This is a genomic window from Bifidobacterium mellis (genome assembly GCF_000967265.1).
In the GTDB taxonomy this organism is placed as follows: Bacteria; Actinomycetota; Actinomycetes; order Actinomycetales; family Bifidobacteriaceae; genus Bombiscardovia; species Bombiscardovia mellis.
The window spans coordinates 813,884-829,623 of the sequence record NZ_KQ033885.1; the positions used below are offsets into that span (position 1 = coordinate 813,884).

Consider the following 15,740-nt stretch of genomic DNA (forward strand, 5'->3'; position numbering starts at 1 on the left):
GTGGCGATTCGTACAATCAGAGTGGTTCCCGATCCGGTTCTGCGCACCCCCTGCGATCCTGTGACCAGCATTACCCCGGCTGTGCGCAGTCTGGTGCGTGACCTGGTGGACACTGTCGACGACCCGGGCCGGGCCGGCCTGTCGGCCAATCAGATCGGCGTGGGCCTGCGCGTATTCTCGTATAACATCGGCGGCAAGGTGGGCTACATCATCAATCCGGTCATCGACAAGACCTCCGGCGAGCAGTATGGCGAGGAGGGATGTCTGTCCCTGCCCAACCTCTGGTATCCGACCAGGCGGGCCGACTACGCCCGAGCCCACGGCATCGACTTGGACGGCAAGACGGTGACCCTCGAAGGCCATGGCATCATGGGGCGGATGATCCAGCACGAGTGCGATCACCTGGACGGCCATGTCTATGTGGATCGGCTGGAGAGCGATGTCCGCCGCAAGGCCATGCAGCAGCTGAGATCAGCCAAGTAGGCAGAGGGCGAACATGATACCCGAGGTCATTGGCCTCGGGTATCATGGTAATTCGGCGTGTCATTGCGCAGGTCCGCTGTCACGGGTGGGCAGGCGCGCCAAGAGTATTCCCGAACACACGCCGTAAATTCGCGCCATGTCCGCGACGCCCTGTGTCGGTCGGCTCTTCGGAGTTGCACGCAGGTGCACATGGCCAGGCAATAACCGACAATGAAAGGTACGGACATGGCACAGATCACCATGAGCGAAATGCTGAAGGCCGGCGTCCACTTCGGACACCAGACCCGTCGTTGGAACCCCAAGATGAAGCAGTACATCCTGATGGAGCGCAACGGCATCCACATCATCAACCTCTTCAAGTCGCTCGGTCTGATCGACCAGGCCTATGACTTCATCAAGCAGACCGTGGCCCACAACGGCACCGTGCTCTTCGTGGGGACCAAGAAGCAGGCCCAGGAGGCCATCAAGGCCCAGGCCACCCGGGTGAACATGCCCTACGTCTCCGAGCGCTGGCTGGGCGGCATGCTGACCAACTTCCAGACCGTGACCAAGCGGGTCGGCCGCTTGAAGGAGCTGGAGGAGATGGACTTCGACGATGTGCACGGCTCGGGGCTGACCAAGAAGGAACTCCTGCTCCTGCGGCGCGAGAAGGATAAGCTGGAGCGCCAGCTGGGCGGCATCCGCAACATGAACCGCACCCCTTCGGCCCTGTTCGTGGTCGACATCAACAAGGAGGCCCTGGCGGTCTCCGAGGCCAACAAGCTGGGCATTCCGGTGGTGGCCCTGGTGGACACCAACACGGATCCTGAGCTCGTCACCTACCCCATTCCCGCCAACGACGATGCCATTCGCGGCGTCGAGCTGCTGACCAGGCTCATGGCCGATGCCGTGGCCGACGGTCTGCTGGAGCGCTCCGGCAAGGCCGCCAAGACCGAGGAGGCCTCCGACCAGCCCATGGCCGAGTGGGAGAAGAACCTGCTGGAGAACAAGGACGGACAGCCGCAGGAGCAGGCCCAGGAGACCGCCCAGGCTCCCCAGGCCGGGCAGCCTGCGCAACCGCAGCAGGAGACCCCCGCTGCTGATCAGGCCGCCTGAATCTGGCGTCTAGATAGGAGAGTTTCATGGCAAAAATCACCGCTGCACTGATCAAGGAGCTGCGTGACCAGACCGGCGCCGGCATGATGGACGTCAAGAAGGCCCTGACCGAGGCCGAGGGCGACATGGCCCGCGCCAAGGAGATCATCCGCGCCACCGGCATCCAGGCCGCAGGCGCCCGTGAGGGCCGCAAGGCTCAGGAGGGCCTGATCGCCTCCACCGTCGTCGAGGGCGGACAGGGCCAGATCGGCTATGCCGTCGAGCTCAACTCCGAGACCGACTTCGTGGCCAAGACCCCTCAGTTCGTCGAGTTCGGCAAGGAGGTCATCGACGACGTGGCCAAGGCTGATGCCTCCAACGCCGAGCAGGTCGATGCCGCTCCGTCCAAGTCCGGCACCGTCAAGGAGACTGTGGAGGAGGCCGGCGCGCTCTTCCATGAGCACGTCAAGGTCGGCCAGGTGGCCCGGGTCGAAGGTCCCCGTGTGGAGATTTACGCCCACCGCAAGTCCGTGGAGATGCCCCCCTCCATCGTGGCCATGATCGCCACTGATGAGGCCGGCGCCCAGGTGGCCCATGAGGTGGCCCTGCAGATCTCCGCCATGAGCCCCAAGTGGCTCAGCCGCGAGGATGTGCCCGCCGACGTGGTGGAGTCCGAGCGTCGTGTGGCCACCGAGAAGTCCCAGGCCGAAGGCAAGCCCGAGAAGATCATTCCCAAGATCGTCGAGGGGCGTCTGAACGCCTTCTTCAAGGAGACCGTCCTGCTGGAGCAGCAGTATGTCAAGGACACCTCCAAGACCATTGGCGACCTCTTCAAGCAGGCTGGCGGCAAGGCTCTGGCCTTCGCCCGTCTCGAGGTCGGCAAGGGCGACGAGGAGTAGTCGGTAGTCCGGCAATGTCGTGGGTCGTCTCGCCCGATCCTGTCTGAGGGATGGGCAGACGGTCGGCACTGATGGCAGGGGAGTGGCCTTCGTGGTCGCTCCCCTTCTTTTGTCCTGGGTCAATTCCCAGGGCCTGCTCAGGTAGGGGTTGTCGCCCAGCCCCGATACCCTATTAGCGGCGTATTCCGCCCGTCATCATGTCTGGAGAAAGGGCTTTTATGACCGGATCCGATTCAGCGCAAAACCCAGCAGCGCCTCGTCGTGTGCTGCTCAAGCTCTCCGGAGAGGCCTTCGGGGGAGGCGAGGTCGGCATCGACGTGCAGGTGGTCAAGCGGGTGGCCAAGGAGATCGTCCAGGCGGTGCAGGGCGGCGTGCAGGTGGCCATCGTGGTGGGCGGCGGCAACTTCTTCCGCGGAGCCGAGCTCAGCCAGGCCGGAATCGAACGCTCGCGCGGCGACTACATGGGCATGCTGGGCACGGTCATGAACTGCCTGGCCCTGCAGGACTTCCTGGAGCAGGATGGTCAGGCCACCAGGGTGCAGACAGCCATCACCATGGGCCAGGTGGCCGAGCCCTATATTCCGCTCAAGGCCATCCGTCACCTGGAGAAGGGGCGCGTGGTCATCTTCGGCGCAGGATCCGGCATGCCTTACTTTTCAACCGACACCGTCTCCATCCAGCGGGCCCTGGAGATCCACTGCGTCGAGGTCCTGATGGGCAAGAACGGTGTGGACGGTGTCTATACGGCTGATCCGCACAAGCAGGCCTCGGCGCGCATGTTCACCAATCTGAGCTACCAGAGGGCCCTGGTGGACAACCTGGCCGTCATGGATGCGGCAGCGCTGTCCATGGCCCGGGACAACGACATGCCCATCCGAGTCTTCGGGCTGGAGGGTGAAGGCAACGTGACTGGCGCGCTCGAGGGCCAGCGTCTGGGCACCCTGGTCCACGGCGGCCCTGATCGCACCCTGTGACCGGTCGCGGGCAGACCCCACGCCGCTTGGCCCCCGTGGCCCTATGGCCGTAGAGTATAAGAATGAAGGACCTCGCGCGCACAGGCGGATGGTCCATACAGCAAGGAGCAGATCATGACCACAGTGGTGGACCAGGCCGGCAGGCAGATGGACAAGAGCATCGAGGCGACCAAGGAGAACTTCTCGGGAATCAGGACCGGGCGAGCCAACCCCTCCTTCCTCAACGACATCATGGTGGAGTACTACGGCACTCCCACGCCCATCAAGTCACTGGCATCCATCGGCGTCCCGGAGCCTCGCACCCTGGCCGTCACCCCCTTCGACCCCTCCCAGGCGGGTGCGATCGAGAAGGCCATCCGCGACTCCGACCTGGGCGTCAACCCCAGCCGTGACGGCAACGTCATCAGGGTCACCATGCCCGAGCTGACCGAGGAGCGCCGCCGGGACTACGTCAAGCTGGCCAAGAACAAGGCCGAGGAGGGCAAGGTGGCTGTCCGCAACATCCGGCGCAAGGTCAAGGAGGAGCTGGAGGCCAAGGTCAAGGACGGCGACCTGGGCGAGGACGAGGGCAACCGGCTGCAGAAGGAGCTGGAGACCGTCACCAAGCAGAAGAACGACACGATCGACCAGCTCCTGGATGCCAAGGAGAAGGAGATCCTCGAGGTCTGATCCGCCTGGGGAGGGTCCACACTTCATGAGTACCAAGGAAAGCTTAGCCGAGAATGCAGGTCAGGATGCAGTCGCAACCCTGAACAAACGGACCGGGCGCAACATGCCACAGGCGGTGGCTACCGGTGCGCTTCTGGTGGTCATCATCCTGGCCTGCATCCTGGTGCGCATCGACGCATTCATCTATCTGATCGTGATCTTCATGACCCTGGGGCTCTGGGAGCTCAGGGTGGACTTTGCCACGGCGGGCCTGCACATTCCGGTGGTCGAGCTGTGGGTATGCTCGGCGGCCACCATGCTGGCCTCGTTCTACGCGCCGGACCATGTGGCGGTCATGACCGCCGGTGTTCTGATCACTGCCCTGGTCGGGGCTCTTGCGGCCACCCGCAACCATCGTCTGGGCGGCCGTCTGCTCAAGGCGGTGAACGCCAAGCTGTCGGGCAAGGATGCTCAGACCATGGCCGATGCCTCCTACGGCACCGCAGAGGGTGATAGCCGGTCAAGCAGCCTGGCCAATGTGGGAGTCACCCTCCTGACCGTTGTCTACATCACCCTCCTGGCCTGTCTGATAACCCTGCCCACCACCTTCGGCGGGCATCCCGCCGCACATGCTTTCATGGTGATTTTCCTGCCTGCCTTGAGCGACATCGGCGGTCTTCTCTTCGGCTCGCTCTTCGGCAAGCACAAGATCTCGCCCCGCATCTCGCCCGGCAAGTCGCTGGAGGGGCTTGCAGGCTCCATGCTCTGCTGCCTGGTCGGCGCCCTGGTCATCTTTGCGGCCACCTACCCCATGGCGGATTGGGGACGAATCTGGTGGGTCGCCCTGCTCATGGGCATCATGGTCGGAGCCACAGGCACCCTCGGGGACCTGAGTGCCTCCTTGATCAAACGAGACCTGGGGATCAAGGACATGGGCCACCTGCTCAAGGGCCACGGCGGGGTGCTGGACAGGGTGGATTCCATCCTCATGTCCGCACCGTTCATCACACTGGTTCTTTTGACTACCGGCCTGTGACCGGAATTGATGGTCGGATGACTGATACAGGATGAGGTTGAGGTATGACGGATGTCGACATGACCGGTGACGAGCCTGAGACCGGCATCACCCCCGGAGGCAAGGATGGGGCCTTCAGGGACGTTCTGGCGGGCGACCACGCCCGGCGAGGCAAGCCGCCGCGCCACTTTACGGACATGGACCAGCAGGAGCGTCAGGAGATCTGCGCCCAACTGGGCCTGCCGAAATTCCGGGTCTCGCAGTTGGCCAACCATTACTTCAATCACCTGTCCACCAACCCGGACGACTTCACAGACTTTCCTGCGGCCAGCCGTCAGGAGGCCGCACACCGCTTCTTCCCTGAACTGATCACCCCGGTCACCGTTCAGAAGGCGGATCAGGGGACCACCATCAAGACCCTCTGGGAGCTCTTCGACGGATCCAGGATCGAATCCGTGCTCATGCGCTACCCCTCCAGGGCCACCCTCTGCATCTCCAGCCAGGTCGGTTGCGGCATGGGCTGCCCCTTCTGCGCCACAGGTCAGCTGGGCCTGACCCGGAACATGTCAACCGGTGAGATTCTGGAGCAGGTCCGGGCCGCCTCCCGGATGATGAAGTCCGGACAGGTTGCCGGAGGTCCAGGTCGTCTGAGCAATATCGTCTTCATGGGGATGGGCGAACCCATGGGCAACTACCGGGCCGTGCTTTCCGCAGTCAGGCAGATCAGTGCCCTGCCGCCCAAGGGATTCGGGATCTCGGCCAGGAACATCACCGTCTCCACGGTCGGCGTGGTCCCCGGTATCCGCAAGCTGACCAAAGAGGGAATCCCGGTCCGTCTGGCCGTCTCCCTCCATGCTCCCAGTGACGAGCTGCGCGACAAGCTGGTTCCCATGAACCGCCGCTTCAATACCACCCAGGTCCTGGACGCGGCCCACGACTACTACCTGGCCAGCGGCAGACGGGTCAGCATCGAGTACGCCCTGATGCGCGGCATCAACGACCAGGCCGAGCACGCCCGCCTTCTGGCCAAGCGCCTCAACCATTACGGGGACGACTGGGCGCACGTCAACCCCATACCCCTGAATCCGATCGAGGGGTCGCGCTGGACGGCCTCCAAGCCCGAGGATGAGCAGCGCTTCCTGGACATCCTCCACAAGGCCGGCATCACTGCAACCATGAGGGACACCCGAGGATCGGACATCGACGGCGCCTGCGGACAGCTGGCAGCCAAGTCCGTCAAGCTCCAGGCCTGATTCCGCGTTTTGCAATGTGGCCATGACACAGCCATGCCATAGTGTGGACATGCCATGGTCTTCGGACACTGCAGAAGCTAATGTCGTGACTCAAACAAATCGGTTCAGGCAGGAAGGCAGGTCGCATGACGGTAGCGGTTCGTGTCATTCCCTGCCTTGATGTCGATCAGGGCCGTGTGGTCAAAGGCGTCCACTTCAAGAATCTGCGCGATGCGGGTGATCCGGTCGAGCTGGCTGCCGCCTACTATCAACAGGGCGCCGACGAATTGACCTTTCTGGATGTGACCGCTTCGGGCAGCGGGCGGGCCACCATGGTGGACCTGGTCAAAAGCACTGCCGACCAGATCTTCATTCCGCTGACCGTTGGCGGAGGCGTGCGTACCCCGCAGGATGTCGATACTCTCCTGCGGTCAGGCGCCGATAAGGTCGGCATCAACACGGCAGCCATCGCCAATCCGCGGGTCATCGGAGACATCGCCCAGCGGTTCGGCCGCCAGGTCCTGGTGCTATCGGTCGATGCCCGCCGATCCGATGTACAGGGCATTACCTCGGGATATGAGGTGACCACCATGGGCGGCCACCAATCCACCGGCATCGATGCCATTGACTGGGTCAAGCAGGCCCAGGAGCTAGGGGCCGGCGAGATCCTCCTCAATTCCATGGATGCGGACGGCACCCGTCAGGGCTTCGATCTGGAGATGATCGCCGACGTGCGCAAGGCTGTATCACTGCCGCTCATAGCAAGTGGAGGGGCAGGCAAGGCCGCCGATTTTCCTCCTGCTGTCAAGGCCGGGGCCGACGCGGTCCTGGCGGCTTCCGTCTTCCATTTTGGCCAGGTGTCCATCAAGGACGTCAAGCAGGCGCTCCATGCGGCCGGGTATCCGGTTCGATGGCAGGCCTGAATCAATCCCGCAGATAATTCTTCGGCACCACATGGTGCACGGCATTTGCAGGCCCTGTTGGCATCCATCGGGAAACCATACCCATACCATAGATTCATGGATAATCACCCGACAAGGTCATGTCGGACGAATCAACAGGACCAATCAGCAGAACCAATCAGATGAATCAAGGAGAACGAGGATCAATGTCACAGTCTTCGAAGGACCGGGAAGCACGTTTGGATCCGAGCATAGCGGCCAGGCTCAAGAAGGACGCCAAGGGACTTGTGGCCGCTGTGGTCCAGCAGTATGACAGTCGTCAGGTGCTTATGGTCGGGTACATGGATGAGGAGGCCTTGAGGCGCACCCTGACCACGGGTAGGGTCACTTTCTGGTCCCGCTCCAGACAGGAATACTGGCGCAAGGGAGACACCTCCGGGCACGTCCAATACGTCAAGGCAGTCAGCATCGACTGCGACGGGGACGCGCTGCTTATCGAAGTAGACCAGGTGGGGGCGGCCTGCCACACCGGACACAGGTCATGTTTCGAGGCCGGAGGACCCCTGCCGGCGGTGCAGGGTAACCGTACGCAGGCACAAATGCAGAGCGAGGAAGGGTGATCCAGTGCAGAAAGACGCTAAGGTTGTGGCAGGGAACACACAGGAAAATGGAGGGAAGGGCTCTATGACCGTCTTGGATGAACTGGTGGCCGGCGCCGTGGAGGATGCTAGGGGCCGGGTACAGAAGATTCCCTTGGAAAGCCTCAAGCAACAGGTCAGGAGCATGAAGCGCAAACCTCTGGATGCCGCCCGACTGCTCAGGGAGAGCGTCGGCATTCCGATCATCGCGGAAATCAAGCGAGCCTCGCCCTCCAAGGGGTACCTTGCCGACATCAAAAATCCGGCCGCCCTGGCCCGACAGTATGCCAACGGGGGCGCCTCGGCCATATCGGTCCTGACCGAGGGCAGGCGCTTCCTGGGGTCCTTGGAGGATCTGCGGCAGGTCAGGCAGGCCGTCGGCATTCCCGTGCTCAACAAGAATTTCATCGTCTCCGACTACCAGGTCTGGGAGTCCAGGGCCAACGGAGCGGATATGATACTGCTGATTGTGGCTGCCCTGGATGATACCCGCCTCAGGCACCTGCTCGACCTGGCCGGGAGCCTGGGCATGACCGCCCTGGTCGAGACGCATGATCGTCAGGAGATCCAGCGGGCCATTGCGGCCGGTGCCAGGGTGATCGGCATCAACGCCCGGAACCTGAAGGACCTGAGCGTCGACGTCGACCAGTATGCCCGGCTGGCATCCAACCTGCCCAAGGACGTGGTCAAGGTGGCCGAATCCGGAGTGTTCGGCACGGTCGAGCTGGAGCGCTACGCCCGGGCAGGGGCCGATGCGGTCCTGATAGGGGAAGGTCTGGTCACCTCCCAGGACCAGGAGGGTACAGTTCGTCTGCTGGTTCAGGCCGGTCACCGCTTCAAGGCCGCCGAGGCCAGGCCCCTGTCGACCCATGACGGTCCCTATTTCGGCCCCTATGGTGGACGTTTCGTCCCTGAGGCCCTGGTGGGCGCCCTTGACGAGCTGGAGCGTGTCTATAAGGAGGCCAAGGCCGATCCGGCCTTCCGTGAGGAGCTGAACAGACTCAACCGGGTCTATGTGGGGCGTCCCTCGGCCCTGACGCCGGCCCCCCGGTTCGCCAAGCTGATCAGTGACCGGGTCGGCGGCCAGGTCAGGGTCTTCCTGAAGCGGGAGGATCTGAACCACACGGGCGCCCACAAGATCAACAACGCCCTGGGGCAAGGGCTCCTGGTCAAGCGGATGGGCAAGACCCGCGTCATTGCGGAGACCGGCGCCGGACAGCACGGCGTGGCCACGGCTACGGTCTGTGCCCTCCTGGGCTTCAAGTGCCGAATCTACATGGGGCAGATCGACGCCCGCAGACAGGCCCTGAACGTGGCGAGGATGCGAATGCTGGGCGCCGAAGTCGTCGAGGTGACCACCGGGACCAGGATTCTCAAGGATGCCATCAACGAGGCCCTGCGCGACTGGGTCACCAACGTGGAGTCCACCCACTACCTGCTGGGCACGGTGGCCGGCCCCCATCCCTTCCCGACCATCGTCAGGGACTTCCAGAAGATCATCGGCGAAGAGGCCTCCGCACAGCTTTCCGCATACGGTATCGACCATCCCGACGGGGTTGTGGCCTGCGTGGGCGGTGGCTCCAACGCCATAGGCATCATGAACACTTTCCTGGACGATCCCCGGGTCTCCCTTTATGCATACGAGGCCGGCGGGGACGGGCCCAGCTCGGGCAGGCACGCCATCCGCCTGTCGCCAGGCACAGGACAGGTCGGCGTCTTCCAGGGGACCAGGTCCTATCTCTTGGAGGACGACCAGGGCCAGACCATGGACACCTACTCCATCTCCGCCGGACTGGATTACGCCTCGGTGGGTCCTGAGCATGCCTGGCTGCACGACATGGGCCGGGTCAAGTATGACTATGCGACCGACAAGGAGGCCATGCAGGCTTTCAGCGACCTGTGCCGGACCGAGGGCATCATCCCTGCCCTGGAGTCCTCGCACGCCTTGGCAGGAGCCAGCAAGGCGGCCATCGACCTTCTGCGCAAGGGAATCAGGAATCCTGTCATTCTGATCAACATCTCGGGCAGAGGCGACAAGGACGTGGCCACGGCGGGCAGATGGTTCGGCTACCTGTCCGAGCAGGAGGCCAGTGCTCTGGAAGCCCAGGCCGGGCACGCCAAGAGCGATCAAGCAGAAGAGGAGGCCCGTTGATGGTCAACCAGCAATGGCAATGGCAGAAAGCCCCCGTCCAGCCCGTCCAACCCGTCCAACCCAAGGGGCTCAGCCGCGCGATCAGCCCGGTGGCGTCCACGCTGCAGGCCCTCCGCCAGCAGGGCAGACCGGCCTTCATCGGTTACTTCCCCTATGGATTCCCCGACGTGCCCACATCGCTGGAGGCCATGCGGGTCATGGTGAAAAGCGGGGTCGACATCGTCGAGATCGGACTGCCCTACAGCGACCCGGTCATGGATGGTCCGGTCATCCAGGCGGCCAGCAAGTGCGCCATCGACAATGGCGTCAAGGTGGAAGGCGTCTTCGATGCGGTCCGTCAGGTCCAGGCGGACGGCGCAAGGGCTCTGGTCATGAGCTATTGGAATCTGATTCTGCATCACGGCGTGGCGGATTTTGCACAGCGCATGGCCGAGGCAGGCGGGTCAGGGCTGGTCACCCCGGATCTGATCGTCGACGAATCCGGGGAATGGATAGAGCAGTCGGACCGCTATGGCCTCGATCGGGTCTATCTGGTCTCGCCCGACTCCACCGATGCACGTCTGCAACTCACCTCCCGAGCCGCCAGGGGCTTCGTCTATGCGACCTCTCGGATGGGCGTGACCGGCGAGCGAACCAGCATGTCCGACTCGGCCCGGAACCTGGTGGCTCGGGTCAGGCATGCGGGCGCCCCTTATGTGTGCGTGGGCATCGGGGTTTCGACCGCCCAGCAGGCCTCCCAGGTCGGCGCCTACGCGGACGGGGTCATCGTCGGCTCGGCCCTGGTCCACTGTCTTCTGGATGACGAGGGCAGGCCACGGAAGGACCGCAGAAAGGCACTGGAGGCCCTGGCCGAGGTCTGCTCCGACCTGCGTTGGGGCATCTCCCAGGCCAGGAAGTGAGCGGGGCTGTAAGGCCCAGGGGCTAGATTGGGGCTTTATGACGCTTGCCTACATTCCATCGCCGGGAATATCCAGCTTCCAACTGGGGCCGGTCACCATCAGGTTCTATGCCCTGACCATGCTTCTGGCCATCATCGTGGCTGCCTGGATCACGGCCAGACGCTGGAAGAAGGAGGGTGGCCGGACCGACCAGATTCTGGACATCGCCATCTGTGCGGTACCGGCCGGCATCGTCGGCGCAAGGCTCTATCACGTCATCACCACCCCCGAACGCTACTTCGGAGCCGATGGCAACCCAGCGGATATCCTGCGCATCTGGCGTGGAGGCCTGGGCATCTGGGGTGCGGTCCTCCTGGGAGCTCTGGCGGCCTGGGCCTGGTGCCGTCACAAGAATTACCCGACCGCCCTGCTGGCCGACAGCGTGGCTCCAGCCCTTCTGGTGGCACAGGCCATCGGGCGGCTGGGCAACTGGTTCAACCAGGAGCTCTACGGGGCTCCCACCACGCTGCCCTGGGGCCTGAAGATCGACGCGGCGGGTTCCGCCATCGGCAGCAGCGAACAGTGCTATGACGGGGCCACCTGCCCGACCGGCACCCTCTTCCAGCCAACATTCCTGTATGAGATGATCTGGAATCTGATCGGCGCGGCCCTCCTGGTCTGGATCGGCCACAAGGCGGTGAACGTCCTCAAGGCCGGCTCCCTCTTCGCCCTCTATGTCATGTGGTACACCCTGGGGCGCACCTGGATCGAGGCCCTTCGCATCGACTTCGCCCACGAATTCCTGGGGGTCAGGATCAATGTCTGGGTGTCCATGACGGTTTTCTTCCTGGCGGCTGCAGCCTTCGTCCTCATCGGGCGCAAGGGCAAGCCGACCTCCCTGCTGTCCGAAAAGCTGAGGACCATCACCGAGCTTGAGGTCCGTCAGGAATCCGAGGCCCGGAGCAAGTAGGGCGGGGGTCGGCCACCCAAGGGTCGGGACCTGTGTAATTGAGCTACAAACCGGTGCCGCCAGTCTTCCGCACAACATAGAATAATCTTCATGAGCATTCAGATAGCACCAAGCATTCTTTCCGCCGATTTCGCCAACCTGGAGCGGGATCTCAAGGCTATTGCCAATGCCGATATGGTCCACGTGGATGTGATGGACCACCATTTCGTTCCCAACCTGACGCTTGGCGAGCCTGTGGTGGAGCGCATCTGCCAGGTGACCGACCTGCCGGTTGACGTGCATCTGATGATCGAGGACCCCGACCGCTGGGCCCCTGAATTCGCCACGCTGGGTGTCGCCTCCGTCACCTTCCACACCGGAGCCGTCCATGCCCCGGTCCGTCTGGCCCGCCAGCTGCACGACATGGGGGTCAAGGCCTGTCTGGCCGTGCGCCCTGCCGAACCCGTGGAGCCCATTTTCGATATTCTCGATGAATTTGACATGATTCTGGTCATGACCGTGGAACCAGGCTTCGGCGGCCAGAAGTTCCTGGACAATCAGATGCCCAAGACCCGCCGCCTGCGTGACCAGATCACCGCCCGCGGACTCAAGACCCACATCCAGGTGGATGGCGGGGTAAGCCCCACCACGGCCCCCATCGTCGCAGAGGCTGGAGCCGATGTCCTGGTGGCAGGCTCTGCGGTCTACGGTGCCGACGACCCGGCCAAGGCCATTGACCAGATCAGGCAGGCCGCGCAGGTAAGCTACAAGGACTGACAGGTTTTGCAGGAAGAACGGAGATAGCCAGATGAAGACCTTCGATGGGTTGTTTGAGGAGCTCACGACCAAGGCCAAGGAGCGCCCGGAAGGATCCTTGACTGTTGAAGAGCTGGACAAGGGCACGCATTTCATCGGCAAGAAGATCAATGAAGAGGCCGGGGAGACCTGGATTGCAGCCGAGTACGAGGGCAAGGAGCGGACCGCCGAGGAGATGAGCCAGCTGCTGTATCACATCCAGGTCATGATGATCGATCGGGGCATTACCTTGGAGGATGTCTACAGGTACCTGTGACCCCCCAATCCCATTCCGCTGTAGATTCGCTTCCGCAATTAGGAGGTTGCCGTGTTGAAGGTCGCGGTGCCCAATAAAGGCATGTTGTCCCAGCCCGCATGGAGACTATTGTCAGAGTCCGGCTATCGTCTGCGTTCCAACGATCGGCAGCTGGTAGTCGATGACGTCGACAACGACATCCAGCTCTTTTACTTAAGGCCCAACGATATAGCGGTCTATGTCGGCCTGGGAACCATCGATCTGGGCATCACCGGGCGTGATCTTCTGTTGAATTCGGGTACCGGGGCCGTCGAGGTCGCCCAGCTGGGATTCGGCGCTTCCACCTTCAGGTTCGCCGCTCCGGAGGCCAGCTCCATCAACACCCTGCAGGACGTGGACGGCAAGCGGATCGGCACCACCTTCGACCGGCTTCTTGAAGACTACCTGACCAGTAAGGGGCTCAAGGCTGAACTGATCCACTTGGACGGGGCAGTGGAGTCGTCGGTTCAGCTTGGGGTGGCTGACCTCATAGCCGATGTGGTCTCCACCGGCACCACCCTGCGCAACGCCGGGCTTCGGGTCTTCGGCGATCCCATTCTGAAGTCGGAGGGTATTCTCATCAGGTCGCCCCGCCTGGATCCGGATGATGAGCGCCTGGCGGTCATGTCCCGTAGGCTGGAGGGTGTGCTGACAGCCCGCCGCTATGTACTGATGGATTACGACATCCCGGTTGAGCGTGTAGCCATGGCTGTGGGCATCACGCCCGGGTATGAGTCTCCGACAGTCTCCTCCCTGCACGACAAGCAGTGGGCGGCGGTCAGGGCCATGGTACCCAGGGACCAGGTGAACAACCTCATGGACCGGCTTTATGAAATTGGCGCGCGCGCCATCCTTGTAACAGCCCTTCAAGCCTCTAGAATGTAGTCGGATGGCACTGATCGATCGAATTTCACGCAGCAGGTACAGCCCTGAGCCGAGGTCGGTGATTCTCACCGTACCCAATGTCATCAGCCTGCTTCGTATCCTGTCCATACCCCTTATTGCCTACCTGGTGGCCAACCGGCATCTGATCATCTCCCTGGTGGTCATGCTGATTTCGGCCCTGTCGGACGGTATGGATGGGGTCATTGCCCGCAGGTTCAACCAGGTCAGCAAGCTGGGGCAGATTCTGGACCCGGTGGCCGATCGTCTGCTCATTCTCTGCTCTGTCCTTGCCCTGAGCATCGCCTCCATACTGCCCTGGTGGCTTCTGGCCCTGGTCGGTGCCAGGGATGTGCTCATGGGCCTGCTGGTTCTGGCTCTGGCCCAACACAACTACGGCCCTCTGCCGGTGCACTTCGCGGGCAAGACCGGAACGGCCGTGCTCATGCTTGCCATACCTGCCCTGATCTTTGCGGATGTGGGCACTTCCGCCTTCTTCCGCTTCTTCCATCTGGTGGCTCTTGCCGCCGTCATCTGGGGTGTGGCGCTCTACTGGCTGGCAGGGCTGATCTACGCACGTCAAGGCATTGGACTGCTTCGTCAGGACCATCAGGACCATCAGGATGGCCATCATGACTGAGCCACAGATGACGCCTGAATCCTTCCCCGTGCCGCCCGACCGTGCCCTGATTCACCGCCGGGCGGCTTTTTCGCATTCCACTGCCGGCCTGGAGCGCCACTATGTGGATGAGGAGAGCTCCGAGCCCTCCCAGGAGTCCATTCGTCGGCGCATGGCCGATGAGTCCCTGAGGCTGATCGATGACCTGACCAACCGTCCCATGGATCCCATGTTCGAGGATGCCCGCCTGCTGCCCGCTGAGCGCAGATCACCGGTGAGTGTCTGGGTGAACAGGATCCTGGTCTTCGTCATCTGCGTGCTGGTCGGCTTGGCGGGCACGGGCATAGTGCAGGTGCTGCACAGGGACCCGCGTCAGAAGGTGCGCGAAAAGCTGATTACCCAGGTAGAGGCGGTCAGCAAGCGTGCCAACGACCTCAACGGGCAGATTTCTGACCTCAACGGCAATATCGACACGCTTTCGGGTCAAGTGGGTGGCCAGGGCCGGAACGACACGCAGACCGCCGACGATCTGACCAACGGTACCAGCAAGGTGCAGGGCCAGGGCATCGTCATCACCCTGGCCAACCCTATAGCCTCCAAGGATGCCCGGGACAATGCTGATCAGATCAAACTGGTCACGGACCAGGACCTGCAGTGGTTTCTGACCAAGCTTTGGTCTGCGGGAGCCGAGGCCATCGCCATCAACGGCAATAGAATAGGAACGCAGACTTCAGTGCGCACGGCCGGTCAGACCATCCTGGTGGGGACCGCCTCCATTGAGGCGCCCTATAAGATCGAGGCCATAGGCGACCAGGGCGCCCTGTCTGATCTGATGGCTCGTAGCGATCTGCAGAATCGTCTGCGTGACCTGAAGAATGCGAACATCACCGTCAATGTGAATAAGCAGCGGCGCCTGAACCTGAATGCTGTCGGTCTGCCCAATCTGTCCTATGCCGGAAGGAGTCATTGACATGTCGGCAATTCTCGGCCTGATCCTAGGCGTGGTGGCGGGCATCTTCCTCAAGCCCGACATTCCCATCGTCCTGCAGCCCTACCTGCCCATTATGGTGGTGGCGGCCCTGGATGCATTGATGGGCGCGGTCCGTTCCTACTTCGAGCGCAGCTTCTCGGACCGGGTCTTCGTGGTCTCCTTCATCTCCAACGTGATCACCGCCACTCTGCTGGTCTTCCTGGGCAACCAGCTGGGCGTGGGCTCCCAACTGTCCACGGCCGTGATCGTGGTTCTGGGCATCCGCATCTTCTCCAACGTCTCCGCTATTCGGCGGTTCATTTTCAAGGGGTGAT

The 15,740-nt window shown here is 62.6% G+C and carries 18 protein-coding genes; all 18 read left to right on the forward strand.

Annotation, left to right across the window (positions count from 1 at the left end; translation table 11 throughout):
• Positions 1–483: a peptide deformylase gene (locus JF70_RS03600; RefSeq protein ID WP_045935314.1), complete on the forward strand. Its 483-nt coding sequence runs from the start codon at positions 1–3 to the stop codon at positions 481–483.
• 225 nt (positions 484–708) lie between these two features.
• Entirely contained in the window at positions 709–1,578 is an 870-nt protein-coding gene (rpsB, locus tag JF70_RS03605; protein WP_045935315.1) for a 30S ribosomal protein S2, read from the forward strand.
• A 26-nt stretch (positions 1,579–1,604) separates the two neighbouring features.
• Complete coding sequence (gene tsf / locus JF70_RS03610; RefSeq protein ID WP_045935316.1) at positions 1,605–2,456, forward strand: translation elongation factor Ts; 852 nt, start codon at positions 1,605–1,607, stop codon at positions 2,454–2,456.
• A gap of 218 nt (positions 2,457–2,674) precedes the next feature.
• Positions 2,675–3,430 (forward strand): UMP kinase, encoded by a 756-nt coding sequence (pyrH, locus tag JF70_RS03615; protein WP_045935317.1) that lies wholly within the window; start codon positions 2,675–2,677, stop codon positions 3,428–3,430.
• A 114-nt stretch (positions 3,431–3,544) separates the two neighbouring features.
• Positions 3,545–4,099 (forward strand): ribosome recycling factor, encoded by a 555-nt coding sequence (gene frr, locus JF70_RS03620; RefSeq protein ID WP_045935318.1) that lies wholly within the window; start codon positions 3,545–3,547, stop codon positions 4,097–4,099.
• A 25-nt stretch (positions 4,100–4,124) separates the two neighbouring features.
• Positions 4,125–5,114 carry a phosphatidate cytidylyltransferase gene (locus tag JF70_RS03625; RefSeq protein WP_045935319.1) on the forward strand — a complete coding sequence of 330 codons (990 nt, stop codon included), beginning with the start codon at positions 4,125–4,127 and terminating at the stop codon, positions 5,112–5,114.
• A gap of 44 nt (positions 5,115–5,158) precedes the next feature.
• The gene (gene rlmN, locus JF70_RS03630) at positions 5,159–6,346 is read left to right on the forward strand and encodes a dual-specificity RNA methyltransferase RlmN (protein ID WP_045935320.1); all 1,188 of its coding nucleotides are present in this window, start codon (positions 5,159–5,161) and stop codon (positions 6,344–6,346) included.
• A gap of 125 nt (positions 6,347–6,471) precedes the next feature.
• Positions 6,472–7,248, forward strand: coding sequence for an imidazole glycerol phosphate synthase subunit HisF (hisF, locus tag JF70_RS03635; protein WP_045935321.1), 777 nt, complete (start codon positions 6,472–6,474; stop codon positions 7,246–7,248).
• Positions 7,249–7,433: 185 nt separating this feature from the next.
• On the forward strand, positions 7,434–7,847 hold the full coding sequence (gene hisI, locus JF70_RS03640) for a phosphoribosyl-AMP cyclohydrolase (RefSeq protein WP_045935322.1): 414 nt from the start codon (positions 7,434–7,436) through the stop codon (positions 7,845–7,847).
• A 64-nt stretch (positions 7,848–7,911) separates the two neighbouring features.
• The gene (gene trpB, locus JF70_RS03645) at positions 7,912–10,017 is read left to right on the forward strand and encodes a tryptophan synthase subunit beta (RefSeq protein WP_045935323.1); all 2,106 of its coding nucleotides are present in this window, start codon (positions 7,912–7,914) and stop codon (positions 10,015–10,017) included.
• A complete protein-coding gene (trpA, locus tag JF70_RS03650) occupies positions 10,017–10,916 on the forward strand; it encodes a tryptophan synthase subunit alpha (protein WP_045935324.1) in 900 nt (299 codons plus the stop codon). The genes trpB and trpA overlap by 1 nt, the downstream gene beginning before the upstream one ends.
• A 37-nt stretch (positions 10,917–10,953) precedes the next feature.
• On the forward strand, positions 10,954–11,865 hold the full coding sequence (lgt, locus tag JF70_RS03655; protein WP_045935325.1) for a prolipoprotein diacylglyceryl transferase: 912 nt from the start codon (positions 10,954–10,956) through the stop codon (positions 11,863–11,865).
• A 90-nt stretch (positions 11,866–11,955) separates the two neighbouring features.
• A complete protein-coding gene (rpe, locus tag JF70_RS03660; RefSeq protein ID WP_045935326.1) occupies positions 11,956–12,621 on the forward strand; it encodes a ribulose-phosphate 3-epimerase in 666 nt (221 codons plus the stop codon).
• 31 nt (positions 12,622–12,652) lie between these two features.
• Positions 12,653–12,916 carry a phosphoribosyl-ATP diphosphatase gene (locus tag JF70_RS03665; RefSeq protein ID WP_045935327.1) on the forward strand — a complete coding sequence of 88 codons (264 nt, stop codon included), beginning with the start codon at positions 12,653–12,655 and terminating at the stop codon, positions 12,914–12,916.
• A 51-nt stretch (positions 12,917–12,967) separates the two neighbouring features.
• Positions 12,968–13,819 (forward strand): ATP phosphoribosyltransferase, encoded by an 852-nt coding sequence (gene hisG / locus JF70_RS03670; RefSeq protein WP_045935328.1) that lies wholly within the window; start codon positions 12,968–12,970, stop codon positions 13,817–13,819.
• Positions 13,820–13,823: 4 nt separating this feature from the next.
• The gene (locus JF70_RS03675; RefSeq protein WP_045935329.1) at positions 13,824–14,456 is read left to right on the forward strand and encodes a CDP-alcohol phosphatidyltransferase family protein; all 633 of its coding nucleotides are present in this window, start codon (positions 13,824–13,826) and stop codon (positions 14,454–14,456) included.
• Positions 14,449–15,405, forward strand: a complete 957-nt coding sequence (locus JF70_RS03680; protein WP_045935330.1) for a DUF881 domain-containing protein — start codon at positions 14,449–14,451, stop codon at positions 15,403–15,405. The genes JF70_RS03675 and JF70_RS03680 overlap by 8 nt, the downstream gene beginning before the upstream one ends.
• A gap of 1 nt (position 15,406) precedes the next feature.
• On the forward strand, positions 15,407–15,739 hold the full coding sequence (locus tag JF70_RS03685; RefSeq protein WP_015021764.1) for a small basic family protein: 333 nt from the start codon (positions 15,407–15,409) through the stop codon (positions 15,737–15,739).
• The last annotated feature ends 1 nt before the right edge of the window (position 15,740 follow it).

What these genes read in the sequence shown, in the direction of transcription:
- rpsB (WP_045935315.1), top strand. Translation starts at nt 709, where the DNA reads ATGGCACAGATCACCATGAGCGAAATGCTGAAGGCCGGCGTCCACTTC.
- tsf (WP_045935316.1), top strand. Translation starts at nt 1,605, where the DNA reads ATGGCAAAAATCACCGCTGCACTGATCAAGGAGCTGCGTGACCAGACC.
- pyrH (WP_045935317.1), top strand. Translation starts at nt 2,675, where the DNA reads ATGACCGGATCCGATTCAGCGCAAAACCCAGCAGCGCCTCGTCGTGTG.
- frr (WP_045935318.1), top strand. Translation starts at nt 3,545, where the DNA reads ATGACCACAGTGGTGGACCAGGCCGGCAGGCAGATGGACAAGAGCATC.
- JF70_RS03625 (WP_045935319.1), top strand. Translation starts at nt 4,125, where the DNA reads ATGAGTACCAAGGAAAGCTTAGCCGAGAATGCAGGTCAGGATGCAGTC.
- rlmN (WP_045935320.1), top strand. Translation starts at nt 5,159, where the DNA reads ATGACGGATGTCGACATGACCGGTGACGAGCCTGAGACCGGCATCACC.
- hisF (WP_045935321.1), top strand. Translation starts at nt 6,472, where the DNA reads ATGACGGTAGCGGTTCGTGTCATTCCCTGCCTTGATGTCGATCAGGGC.
- hisI (WP_045935322.1), top strand. Translation starts at nt 7,434, where the DNA reads ATGTCACAGTCTTCGAAGGACCGGGAAGCACGTTTGGATCCGAGCATA.
- trpB (WP_045935323.1), top strand. Translation starts at nt 7,912, where the DNA reads ATGACCGTCTTGGATGAACTGGTGGCCGGCGCCGTGGAGGATGCTAGG.
- trpA (WP_045935324.1), top strand. Translation starts at nt 10,017, where the DNA reads ATGGTCAACCAGCAATGGCAATGGCAGAAAGCCCCCGTCCAGCCCGTC.
- lgt (WP_045935325.1), top strand. Translation starts at nt 10,954, where the DNA reads ATGACGCTTGCCTACATTCCATCGCCGGGAATATCCAGCTTCCAACTG.
- rpe (WP_045935326.1), top strand. Translation starts at nt 11,956, where the DNA reads ATGAGCATTCAGATAGCACCAAGCATTCTTTCCGCCGATTTCGCCAAC.
- JF70_RS03665 (WP_045935327.1), top strand. Translation starts at nt 12,653, where the DNA reads ATGAAGACCTTCGATGGGTTGTTTGAGGAGCTCACGACCAAGGCCAAG.
- JF70_RS03675 (WP_045935329.1), top strand. Translation starts at nt 13,824, where the DNA reads ATGGCACTGATCGATCGAATTTCACGCAGCAGGTACAGCCCTGAGCCG.
- JF70_RS03680 (WP_045935330.1), top strand. Translation starts at nt 14,449, where the DNA reads ATGACTGAGCCACAGATGACGCCTGAATCCTTCCCCGTGCCGCCCGAC.
- JF70_RS03685 (WP_015021764.1), top strand. Translation starts at nt 15,407, where the DNA reads ATGTCGGCAATTCTCGGCCTGATCCTAGGCGTGGTGGCGGGCATCTTC.